Origin of the sequence: Pseudomonas syringae group sp. J254-4 (genome assembly GCF_032586855.1) — a bacterium.
In the GTDB taxonomy this organism is placed as follows: Bacteria; Pseudomonadota; Gammaproteobacteria; order Pseudomonadales; family Pseudomonadaceae; genus Aquipseudomonas; species Aquipseudomonas amygdali.
The window spans coordinates 248,612-260,475 of the sequence record NZ_JAWHOO010000003.1 but is presented as its reverse complement, the minus strand read 5'-3'; the positions used below and the strand labels follow the sequence as shown (position 1 = coordinate 260,475).

The 11,864-nt window shown below is 57.7% G+C and carries 6 protein-coding genes; 4 read left to right on the top strand and 2 right to left on the bottom strand.

Translation table 11 applies throughout. From position 1 onward, the window contains the following. Positions 1-286: 286 nt before the first annotated feature. The gene (locus RYB09_RS06235; RefSeq protein WP_316887671.1) at positions 287-1,657 is read left to right on the top strand and encodes a type III effector; all 1,371 of its coding nucleotides are present in this window, start codon (positions 287-289) and stop codon (positions 1,655-1,657) included. An 86-nt stretch (positions 1,658-1,743) separates the two neighbouring features. On the opposite strand, the gene RYB09_RS06230 is transcribed toward RYB09_RS06235, so the two are convergent. After that, a complete protein-coding gene (locus RYB09_RS06230) occupies positions 1,744-3,012 on the bottom strand; it encodes a pectate lyase (protein WP_058399573.1) in 1,269 nt (422 codons plus the stop codon). A 302-nt stretch (positions 3,013-3,314) separates the two neighbouring features. Between RYB09_RS06230 and RYB09_RS06225 the strand changes: the two genes are divergently transcribed. The 3 genes from RYB09_RS06225 to RYB09_RS06215 all read left to right on the top strand — a co-directional run bounded on the left by RYB09_RS06225 (position 3,315) and on the right by RYB09_RS06215 (position 6,504). Next, entirely contained in the window at positions 3,315-3,809 is a 495-nt protein-coding gene (locus RYB09_RS06225) for a CesT family type III secretion system chaperone (protein ID WP_058399574.1), read from the top strand. Further along, positions 3,806-6,040 (top strand): restriction endonuclease, encoded by a 2,235-nt coding sequence (locus RYB09_RS06220; RefSeq protein ID WP_316887652.1) that lies wholly within the window; start codon positions 3,806-3,808, stop codon positions 6,038-6,040. The genes RYB09_RS06225 and RYB09_RS06220 overlap by 4 nt, the downstream gene beginning before the upstream one ends. A gap of 77 nt (positions 6,041-6,117) precedes the next feature. After that, positions 6,118-6,504: a type III secretion system chaperone gene (locus RYB09_RS06215; RefSeq protein ID WP_316887651.1), complete on the top strand. Its 387-nt coding sequence runs from the start codon at positions 6,118-6,120 to the stop codon at positions 6,502-6,504. Between the two features lie 49 nt (positions 6,505-6,553). Here RYB09_RS06215 and RYB09_RS06210 read toward each other — a convergent pair whose 3' ends face one another. Continuing rightward, entirely contained in the window at positions 6,554-11,698 is a 5,145-nt protein-coding gene (locus tag RYB09_RS06210; protein ID WP_316887650.1) for an AvrE-family type 3 secretion system effector, read from the bottom strand. Between the last annotated feature and the right edge of the window lie 166 nt (positions 11,699-11,864).

Here is an 11,864-nt window from a genome sequence, read left to right as displayed (position 1 = left end):
CACTGGAACCGTCGGCGGATCCGGGACCACACAGCCTTTGTCGATCCTGTTCAACTGGCGGGTAGCCGGACGTTTCGCTGTTTCTGGCGTTGTTTGATCGACACTTCGTTGCATTGCTTTCACGCAAATACTCGTTCCGGACAAGCCCGCCTCAGCGCTTTGCTGTTCAAACTCCGTAGACCGAGAGGGAATTTCCATGCACATCAACCGATCCGCCCAACAACCGCCTGGTATTGAGATGGAGAGCTTTCGAACCGCGTCTGACGCGTCTCTTGCTTCCAGTTCTGTGCGGTCCGTCAACTCCGGCGCGCAGGACAATCTGCATGCGATCACTGATTACCTGAAGGATCATGTGTTCGCTGCACACAAATTGCCGTTGACCGACTCATTGGACGACCACGCTGCCATTCATGCTCATAACGAGCAGATCGATGCGCTGATCGATGCGCGCGCCAGGCGGTTGAGTGAGCAGGGCGAAACCCGTGCAAGCATCGGAGAAACATTTGCCAAGGCGGAAAAGTTCGACCGATTGGCGACGACGGCATCAAGCGCGTTACGGGCCACGCCATTTGCCGCTGCTTCGGTGCTTCAGTACATGCAGCCAGCGATTAACAAGGGCGATTGGCTACCTGCGCCACTCAAGCCGCTAACCCCGTTCATTTCCGGGGCGCTGTCGGGGGTGATGGACCAGGTGGGCACCAAGATGATGGGTCGTGCGACAGGTGATCTGCATTACCTGAGCACCTCGCCGGACAGGCTCCATGATGCGATGGCTGCCTCTGTGAAGCGCCACTCGCCAGGGCTTGGCAGGCAGGTTGTGGACATGGGGATTGCGGTGCAGACGTACTCGGCGCGCAACGCAGTGCGTACGGTGTTGGCTCCGGCACTGGCGTCCAGACCGGCAGTCCAGAGTGCTGTCGACATCAGCGTGTCGACGGCGGGTGGTCTGGCTGCCAACGCAGGCTTTGGCAACCGCATGCTCAGTGTGCAGTCGCGCGATCACCTGCGCGGTGGTGCATTCGTGCTCGGCCTGAAGGATAAACAGCCCAAGGCTGACCTGAATGACGAAACTGACTGGCTCGATGCTTACAACGCGATCAAGTCAGCCAGCTACTCAGGTGCGGCGCTTAACGCTGGCAAGCGGATGGCCGGTCTGCCACTGGACATCGCGACTGACGGGCTCAAGGCGGTGAGAAGTCTGGTCTCGGCAACCAGTCTGGTACAAAACGGGGTTGCCTTGGCGGGCGGTTTCGCAGGGGTAGGCAAGTTGCAGGAGATGGCGACGAAAAACATCTCCCATCCGGCGACCAGTGCTGCGGTCAGTCAGTTGACCAACCTGGCGGGTTCGGCAGGCGTTTTCGCAGGCTGGACCACCGCTGCACTGGCGACTGACCCTGCGGTTAAAAAAGCCGAGTCGTTCATACAGGACACGGTGAAGTCGACTGCGTCCAGTACGACAGGCTATGTTGCCGACCAGACCGTGAAACTGGCAAAAACCGTCAAAGACAAAGGCGGGGAAGCGCTCGTCAATACCGGTGCCAGCTTGCGCAACACGGTCAATAACCTGCGTCATCGTCCCGCGCGTGAAGCGGATATTGAAGAGGGTGGTATTGCGGCTTCTCCAAGTGAAACACCGTTTCAGCCTGGATGGTCGTAAGCAAACTGTAAGTTGCAATTAGACGGTAAAAAGGGGCGGGCTCAACGAGTGAGGCCACCCCTTTTTTTCAGCTGTCCGGTTGGGATTCAAAGCTCTGTGTGTTGGGTCGAGGCCTTGGTTTTATCATAGGCATGTTTGACATCGGTCATGGCGATGTTGCTGGTCTCCAGCTTCAGGTCTTCGCTGTCGCTTTTTACCAGTGCGAACTTGCCGTGATTAGCGTCTACACCGTCCAGCTTGATATTCATGTCATCAAACTGCTTTTCACCATTGGTGCGAACCAGCGTTCCGAAATTGTTGGCTTCGAAACCAGTGATGTTCAAATGAGTGTTCGCGTTAAGTTGGACAACCTTATCGTCTGCGTTTTCAGCACTGCTGTTTTTGATTTGCAGATTGGTCACCTTTGCGCCTCCCTCGCCCTTGACAGTGATCATGTCCTCCCCGACGTTTTCGGCGTGCACGTTATCAATGGTGACTTGCTGGGCGCTTTTGGCTACCACATGTATGCCATCCACCTCGTTCTCGCCCAGATTCGCGTTTTTCAAGGTGGCGCCTTCTGCCAGTTCGAACAAAGGCTTCTGGTTTTCGCTCTGGTCTCCGTTACCCATCGACTTGTCGGCGGTGAAGGTTGCGCCATGTGCGTCATAGACTGTGTTGGCAGCGACTTTGATGGTGTCTTTCACCACAATGACCTTGCCGGCCTGGTCGTTGGCGCCCGCTGTATCCGAAACCGGACCCGTGCCTGAGGTATGGTTGGGGTTGGCCAGTTGCGGTGTTACGCCATCATCGTTCTCGCTGCTGCCTTCGACAGAAGGCGTGCTGCTACCTGTTGCAGTGGGTGCAGGGCTATCGCCGCCGTCACCGCCTGTTGCAGTCGGCGTATCGCCACCTCCATCACCTGTTGCGGTGGGGGTATCGCCGCTGCCATCACCCGTTGCGGCTAGCGTACTGCCGTCACCGCTGTCACCGCTATCGGTTGAAGGCGTACCGAGCCCGCCATTGTTCTGAAAAGGGTCCTGCCACTCGCTCGAGTCCTGATCTGTGTCCTGTTTTTTATTAAGGTTCATGAGCATCTGCAGCAGTGAAACAATCAATGCACTGAACAGCTTGATGAGGTTGGACTCGGGGTTGGCTGTGTTGTTGGCATCCTGTGGGCTCTGCACGCTGTTGTCGGGTTGCCCGAAACTGACGTTTTTCTGTGCGGCGCTGTTGAACAGCATGGCGCCAGCGTCTACGGCCTGCGGTGCGTTCTCATCGTGGAAGGTGTTTGTCTGCGGGCTTTTTTCACTCAGCGCCGAGAAGTCCAGCGCGGCTGGCGCGGGTTGGTAGGGCGTGGGGGTGATACCGATGCTCATGATGTTTTACCTCGATGGGGTGGACATATGAACCAGCGTCGTCTTCCGGATTTACCAGCGTCGGTCGCCGCGTCCCTGTCAGTTCTATAGGTCGACGAGGAATTCGCCAGATGTTGCTCGAAGTGAGTGGCAAAGCGAGGTGAGCGGTTCCCGTTTCGCCGCTATCGATGGCGATGTTTTCAAGACGCCATCCCTTGTGCGCTTGACGAGCGCAAGGAACCAAAACGCCTTTACCTTCGACTCAGTGCGAACACACCGGCAGAAAAACGGTGTGGCTTTATATCGCACTCAGAGGCCGTGAAATGACCAATAATGACCCGTACCACACCCTGATAAACGAAATCTGCGCGCTCAGCCTTATTTCCACGCCTGAACGTTTTTACGAATCTGCCAATTTCAAAATCAGCGAAGTGGACTTCACACTTCAGTATCAGGATCGCGATGAGGGCCGTGCTGTTCTGATTTACGGCGACATGGGAGCGTTGCCGACACGCAATCGTGACGCTGTATTGCTGGCGTTGATGGACATCAATTTTCATATGTTCTCGGGCGCCCATAGCCCGGTTTTCTCTTGGAATGCTCAGACCAGCCGGGTGCTGCTTATGGGGTCCGTGAGCCTGGAGCGAGCCTCTGCCGAAGGCGTGCTGCTGTTGATGAAGTCGTTCGCTGATCTGGCGAACGAGTGGCGCGAGCACGGGTTCATCGGGCAGGCCGCAACGGCAGGTGCTTCGGCTGAGCAGCCTGTTGCCACGGCAGCCAAACGCGAGAGCCTGTCGGCCTCAGGGAGGTTTCAATGAACACTCCGCGAATCGGTGGATCGGGCGGCATCGAGCTCGCCCGGATAAACCAGCAGCCCGATGCTATTCCCGCCCAGACCGCTCACCCGAATGCAGTGACGCCAGGCATGAATCCGCCGCTGACTCCCAATCAGGCAGGGCCGCACGCAGCAGAAAGCTCAGCTGCCGGTGCCGCGCGGCTGAATGTTGCGGCGCGACACACGCAGCTTTTGCAAGCCTTCAAGGCTGAGCAGGCGACAGCTCCGGTCAGCGGCGCGCCGATGATCAGCTCGCGTGCCGCGTTATTGATTGGCAGCTTGCTGCAGGCTGAAAAGCTGCCTTTTGAAGTCATGGCCGAGCGTCTCTCCCCTGAGCGCTATCAACTGAAGCAGTTTCATGGTTCGGACTTGCAACAACTGCTGGACAAGTTTACCCAGCCGGGTCAGGCCCCCGACAAAGCCGAAGTCGGTCAACTGATCAAGGGCTTCGCGCAATCGGTCGCCGATCAACTGGAGCACTTTCAGTTGATGCACGACGCTACGCCAACCAAGACAGGCCCGCATGCCAACGAGGATCGGGCGACTCTTGCCGTCAGTCAGGCCGCTCTTGGCGAGTACGCCGGTCGTGCTAGCAAGGCAATCGGCGAAGAGCTGAGCAAAAGCATCGTGTCGCTGGATGAGCACATCGCTGCAGTGGATGTGAGCTTGCAAAGTGCCGAAGAGGGCGACAAGGAAGCTTTGCACGCTAACAGGCAGGCGCTGGTTGATGCCAAAACCACTCTGGTCGGCCTGCACGCCGATTTCGTCAAATCGCCAGAGGCCAAACGCCTTGCTTCGGTCGCCGCACATACACAACTGGACACCGTCGTCAGTGATCTTGTCACTGCCCGCAACTCGGTTGGCGGCTGGAAAGGTGCCGGGCCGATTGTTGCGGCTGCGGTTCCGCAGTTCCTGTCGTCAATGACGCACCTGGGTTACGTGCGTTTGTCCACCAGTGACAAGCTGCGAGAGGAGGTGCCTGAGGCCAGCAGCGACGCCAGCATGCTCAAGGCGGCAATAACCGGAATGGTCGCGGGCATTGCTCACGAGACAGTTAATAGCGTAGTGAAACCGGTGTTTCAGGCTGCCTTGCAGAAGACTGGCCTGAACGAGCGCTTGAACATGGTGCCACTCAAGGCTATCGATACCAATTCGGTGATTCCTGACCCCTTCGAACTGAAAAGCGAGCACGGTGAACTGATCAGGAAAACGCCCGATGAACTCGCTCAGGACAAGGCATTCGTCAAGGGCGAACGCGCGGTGCTGAACCAGAAGAAGGTCCAGGGTTCGTCCACCCATCCGGTGGGTGAACTGATGGCTTACAGTGCCTTTGGTGGTTCTCAGGCTGTGCGCCAGATGCTCAACGATTTACACCAGATCAATGGCCAGACGCTGAGCGCAAGAGCCCTGGCATCCGGCTTTGGCGGGGCGGTGTCTGCCAGTTCGCAAACGCTTTTGCAGTTGAAGTCGACGTATGTCGATCCCGCAGGGCGCAAAATTCCGGTATTCACGCCAGACCGAGCCGAGACAGAGTTGAAAAAGGATCTGGCCAAAGGCATGGACCTGCGCGAAGCGTCGGTACGTACCACGTTCTATAGCAAGGCAATATCGGGTATTCAGAGCTCGGCGCTGACCTCGGCACTGCCGCCAGTGACAGCCCAGCCCGAAGGCGCGCGCGGTACGCTCAGTGCGGGGAATATCCTGCGCAACATGGCTCTGGCCGCAACGGGCTCGATTTCCTACTTGTCCACGCTGTACGCCAACCAGTCTGTCACCGCCGAAGCCAAGGCGCTGAAGGATGCGGGCATGGGCGGCGCAACGCCGATGCTGGATCGTACCGAAACAGCCTTGAACAACATCCGCCATCCGAACAGGGCATCGCTGCCACATACCTCCCAGCCGGGCACATTGAGCGGCATTCCAAGGGCTATGGAAAACGCTTATCACATGGGCCGAGGCGCGTTGCAGCTGCCAACCCAGATGGCTGTGGACACGGTTCGAGTGTTGGCAGACGGTGTGCTGAACGGCGTGTCGTCAGCACGCGCTGCGCTTACGCCAGCAAAACCGCCTGAAGCTCGCGGGTCCGTCGACGAGCCCCGGAACGCGGCCCCAACGTCGCCAACCAGCCCCACAGTGCAGCGGCCGGCACCTTCCGTTCCGCTTGACGACGAGCAGTTGCGGGCGCTGGAAGAAGGCTTGCTCGCTCCGCGCTGATTCCAACGCCGGGCACAGTCCGTACCTGTCTGCTGTCCGGCTGATTCAGACTGCTTTAACTTTAAAGGACTATAACGATGAGAAACCCGACACCCGATTTCGCCCGCTTCATTAACGCTCTGAGCGTCCAGCTCGGTACATCATTGGCCTTGCAGAATGGCGTATGCGCCCTTTACGACGGCCAGAACAACGAAGCGGCGATCATCGAGTTGCCCGAGCACAGCGAAATGGTCGTCTTTCATTGCAGTGTAGGCCGTTGTCCGGAGCGTTCCACTGATCTGCAGCGCCTGTTGAGCCTGAACTTCGACGTCGCCCGTTTGCACGGTTGCTGGTTTGCTGTCGATCAGGGCGATGTACGTCTATGCGCCCAGCGTGAACTGGCATCGCTCGATGAACCGGCGTTCTGCGATGTGACTCGCGGCTTCATTTCCCAGGCACGCGAGGCTCGCGCATTTCTGGCTTGAATAAAAAAAGCGCCGCGTAAAGGCGGCGCTTTTTTCACTGTTTGCGTTTTCAGCTTTTCAGTTCAAACCCTTCTTGCTTCAACTTGCTCGCCGCTTCCTTGAGCGACGCCGAAGGCCGCGACAACTCGCCGTCAAAGGTGTAACCAATCGGTTTGTCCTGGTCTGCGCCATAAATGAAGTTGATGCGCCCCAGCGTTTTAGTGACACTCATATTCGCTCCGCTGTTATAGCTGACCAGGGGTGTTGGTGAGGTGAAGTTTTCAGCCTGAGTCGCGGTGTGGAATACCACCAGGCGCTTGATGCGCATCTGGCTGCGGTCCCCCAGAAGGTCGGAGAGGTCGCTTTGGGTCATGGTGCCGTCCAGGCTACCTTCGTCGATTTTATCGACCAGTGAGTCCTTCGGTTCCAGCCGTACGCGCGCCAGTGTCCCGATGCTGCCCTCCATGTCCTTGAGCATGGCGCGGAGTTTCGGGTCCTGGCGCATGAATTCGGCAACCCTGGCTGCATTGCCGGGGGCGCTCGCTTCACGCACTGAGCCCATGATTTTGGTGAGTATGCTTTCACTGCTCAGGCCGGAGAGGTTGGTTTTGCTGGTCTCAAAACGTGCGTTATCCATCACGCTGTGCTTATTGACTGATGCCCGATGCTCGACCGCCCCGCGTTTCAGGCCACGAAGCGCTTTGTACTGCTTGTCGTTCTGCCATTGAGTGTCGGCAAACAGTTCTTCAAGGCCGTCGAGGTGCGCCTGAATAACCTCATCCGGTTTCTTGCCTGCGTAACGCGCATTCAGCGGGTCGGCCAGTTCGGCCAGTTTTGCTTTGGTCGTGCTGTCCTTGAATGCCTCGCCGAGGCTTTTAGACAGCTTGCCCAAACCTTCGGTGGTTATCGGCTTGGCGACGTTATAGCGAAACTTGACCCGTTTGACAGTCCTGTTCTCTACGCTGAAATTGACCGCTACTCCCAGATTGTTGGCGGCTGACTGTGAAGCGGGCGTCGGTCCCGGCGCGGAGGCGGGTGTGCCTGTGGGGGCGGTGTGGGTGCCGCCGATCTGACCGCGAAGCTGCCCGCCAAGCGTTGCGTTGTTGAGAAAGCGCGGGCGGTTCTTACCGCCTTCGCGCAACTCGGTCTTGTCGTTTTTCTGGGTCAACGAGTAATCGGTGTAGGTCATCAGGTTAACGGTGATGTTCGCCGCGAATCCGCCGCGCACCACCGCAGAGAACGAATCGCTATTGGGATCGGCATCCGGGTCTCTGTCTTCGGTCAGGTTTATCCCTGCGCGTAGATCGGCAGTTCCGCCCGCCGTGAGGTCGAAGTTGAATCGCCGAGCCTCGTAGGTCTCATGGTCTACTGCCTTTTTAAGCACCTGCAATGGATTCAGCTTGCCTTCAAACAGGTCGTCGACGAATGCGTCGATGTCTTCATCCGGAACGTTGAAGACCACGCCGGCACGTTGGCTGGCGGCGACGGTGGCTGTCACGTCCACGCCCAGGCGAAAGTTGGGGGTCAACGTGCGGTTGTTACCGACGTCGACACTACGAGCAGGATGGTTTTCGTCAAAAAAGCCCGGCCAGTAGTCTTTGCCGGCACCGAAGCCACCGCTTACGTTTCCCGCACCTTCGCTGATCAGGTACAGGGTAACGCCGCCCTCGCAACGCTCGGCATTGAGTATGTAGTTACGGTTGCCGGTGGTACCTGCCGTTGGCCATAGTCCTGTGGCCTTGTCGGCAAGAATGATGAACGGGGTGGTAAGGTTCAGTCCGTAGCTGCGCTGCAGCCCGATTTCGTCGTCGCCATGCTCCAGTTGCTTGAGCATGCTTTTGAATTTTCCGGCCAGCTCCGCCTGGTCCTTGCTGCCTGTGGCTGCGCGCATGTTGACGCTCACCGCATGGTCAGCTTTTTTGAACGATTTGAGGAATGTCTTGACCGCTTCGTAACCGCTTTCCAGCGCTTTGTTATCGGTAAAGCCCATGTCTGTAACCACCTTGACCGGGTTTTCGCCGTAAGTCACATCACGCAGCGTCGCCAGTTTGTTTTGTAACCGATCTATGTCGGCTTGCGGCGGTAGCTGTTCGACCTCGTCGAGCAGCGCGCCGAGGCTTTTCAGCGTGACCAGATCCAGCGCCAGACGCGCTTTACTCAGGCCATGCTCCTCACTGGCATCGCGGCGCTGCCCCAAGGGTACGTCGGCTTTCTGGTGGCTGAGTTTCAGCCCTTGATACTTCAGCGTGCCGAGCAACTTTTTGGTGGGGTTTTCAGCTGACGGAGCAACTTGAGTCAAGGCATCCTGAAGCTCCTTGACCAGGTCATGTCCAGAGCTTTTGAAGTTGAGCTTTGTGCCCAGCTCAGCGAGTTTCTTGCCGAACTGGGTGCGCACCGACGGCTTGGCCAACTCACCGTGCTGGTTGAGAATGCCGTCTTGTTGCCTGAGGTTTTTCACCTTGCCATAGCTTTGGCCGATAGACATCAGCGCCGTGTAGCTGTGATTTTCCAGCTCTTCGCGCAGGGTTTCCAGTTCCTTGACCAGCGTAGCGCCTTGAGGCCCCAGTTTTGATTCCAGTGCGGCAATGCGCGCTTTCAAATCCTTGCCCGGGGCTGGTGGCCTGCCGCCGGACTCATGGATCAGCTCCAACTGTTTGAACAGCATCGACTCGGTTTCATAAACCTCATTCAGACCCAGGCGACCGTGGTGGCGATGTTGAATGTTGTTGCCAACGTTCTTCATCCAGCGGGGCACTTCTGCGGTGTTTTTGTAGACGTTGGCGCGCATGAACTCGCGGGTGCTGGCTTTTTTGGATTTCTCCATACCGCTGCGCCCGAATGCATTGATGTCCATTCTGAGCGTCAGCCCGGTTTTTGGAATTCGCCAGGTCTTGTTCGATCCCGTGATTCGCGAGTGCACATCATTCAAACCGTTTTCTTCTACCGGGCGCTGCTCGAAAGCTTGCCATTTGCCTGCACTGAGCCGCATCAGACCCTGGCCCTCGGCGTCTTCGACCTGGGCGCTGAGCACGTTGTCGTCATTGGCGAAAAGTGCCTTGACCGGCTGACCTCCGGGTAGGGCAACCGGCGTCCAGCGGGCGCGCATCTGATCCCCCAGCTTTGTCGATTGCCAGGCTTCCCTGGGCAGGCAATAAAGCCCGCCGGTACTGGTGAGCGCATGAAGGTTGTGTTTTTCATCCAGAGCAAGGCTCTTGATATCGCCTTCCAGGCCGGAGATATCGAGAGTGACGGGTTTGTGATCCTTGCTGTGGGCGGTCAGCTTGTTCTGGTCATCGAGGGCGACGAAGCGTTTGTTGCTGACCATTGCAAAGGCTGTGATCACCCGGTCGTCGAGGCCTTCGATTTCCTTGCCCATCTCGACTGTTGTCGAGCGCGCGGTCTGGGCCAGCGCCGTGTTGTGGTCAAAGGCCATGTTGGGGTGTTCAGGAGTCACCTTGAGCGCGTGCAGCTTGCCGCCCTTGAGCACATAGGCGTTGCTGTCGGCACCGCGTTGCAGGCGGTCAATATCTTTTATACCGGCGTCTTTCCAGCATTCGGGCGTCGCGTCCCAGCGCTGAATGCGTCCTTCGCTCAGGCCAACCAGACCCGCACGATCGAGGTTGAGCCGGTCAGCGGCGGTGGGGGGCGGGGGCATGCTCAGCCCGCGATTGTTGCTCAGTACCAGAGCATTGGTCAGGTTCCAGCCGCTTTCCAGTTTTGAACTCTGCTCATCGAGTGCGTGGGAGTGAATCTCGCCTTGGCGGTTTTTGATCAATGCATGCACACGGCCGTCATCCCCGTTGATGAATCCGGTGACGCTGTCGTGACCACCCAGCGGCAGGCCTGCCAATTGAAAGTTTGCCTGATCGGGCATCAGCTTCAATTGCGGGTCATTGCTTTCAAATGCGCTCCGGTCCGCGCTGTAAAGTCTGCCTTGGGTGTCTGCTATGAACAGCTTGTTGTCGCTCAGGCCGACCGCAGCCGCTTGCGCCTTGCCGCCGTCGAGTTCAAGCGCTTTGGTTTTCTTCTCGGTCAGATCGCCAATCACCGGGCTCATGTCTGTGAGCAGGATCGCCTGGGTCTCTTTGCCGCTGAGCAATGCCGCTCTGTTGTCCGGTGCCACCGAAAATGACTGCAGATCCTTGACTTCGACGTGCGGCATGAAAGGGCTCGTGAGATCGACCACCACATCGTCGCTTTTCGCATAGACCGAGCCGTTGCCGCCTGCGGCCAAGCTGTTGAAAGCGATGTCCTCCGTGCCTTCAGGCGCTTTCCAGCGAGCACTGATCGGGTCGAACTGATAGAGCCGGTCTTCATGCACTCGCATACGCTCGCCGTCGTGCCTGAGAAGCACACCGGTAATGTGAGCGATGTGCGCCTTGCCGGGTAACTCTTGAGTCTTTCGCCCGCTCGCGGTGTCGACGTGAATGTTGCCGTCTTCACGCTCCAGTTTCACCGCTGGCGGTTTCTTTCCTTCTATATGCAGTGCTTCTTTGCTGCTGCGGATCAAGGCTAGCGAACTGTCGTCCTGCGCCAGGTGCAGCAGGTGCCCGTTGGCCTGTAGCAACTGGTGGCCGTGCACGCCGTCTTTGCTTTGATGGGCCAGGTAGGTTTGCCTGGGGGTGGCGAGAATGGAATCCAGCAGTGGGGCCAGGCCGGGAGTATTGAACGTGGAGAAGTCAGGCTTTCCCTTGGCGTCCAGTTGAATGCTGCCTTGTGGCTCTGAGTTGCGAACCAGTTTTTCGTCTTTCAGCTCGAAACGGCCTCCGTTGCTGCGCGTCATCATCGATTGCCGAGAACTCTGGAGCGTTGCCGGCTCGTCCGGGTCTTGGGCTTTGGTGCCGGAAGTGCTGGCGCCGCTATGCCCCGCACGCGTCACTGGCTGGCGCGTATCGTCCAGGTCATCAAGACTATTGCTCGATAACTGAGATACAGGCGCTTTATCTTTGGCTGTCTTCGCATTTGAAGTGGGCTGTGAAGGCTTGACGTTTTTTACGGTGAGAGGCATGGCCGCTTTCTGCTGCGGTGCCTTGGATTTCTGGAACAGTTTGCTGACGTTCTTCAGCGCTCGCTTGCCGACACTGCTCAGTGAGTGCGAGGAGCGTTGCTTGGGTTGTTCGGTTTTTTGCTGTAGATCAGCTGCAGCGTTCGTGTTTGCCGGGACTGGCGGCTGAATGATGCTTCCGGTGTTGCGGTGGATCGATGATGAATGCACGGTGAATCTCCCTGTCCATTTGCCACTGATGGCAGCCTGATGCAAAGCGTGAAAATTCCTTCATCGGCTGAGTGGCAAGTGATGGTGGAGGGTTCCATCGCAAATACTTATGGCTGAAATGATTCAGCCCAGCGCCTTGCAGCGCTGATATCGGTTTCAAAGGGAA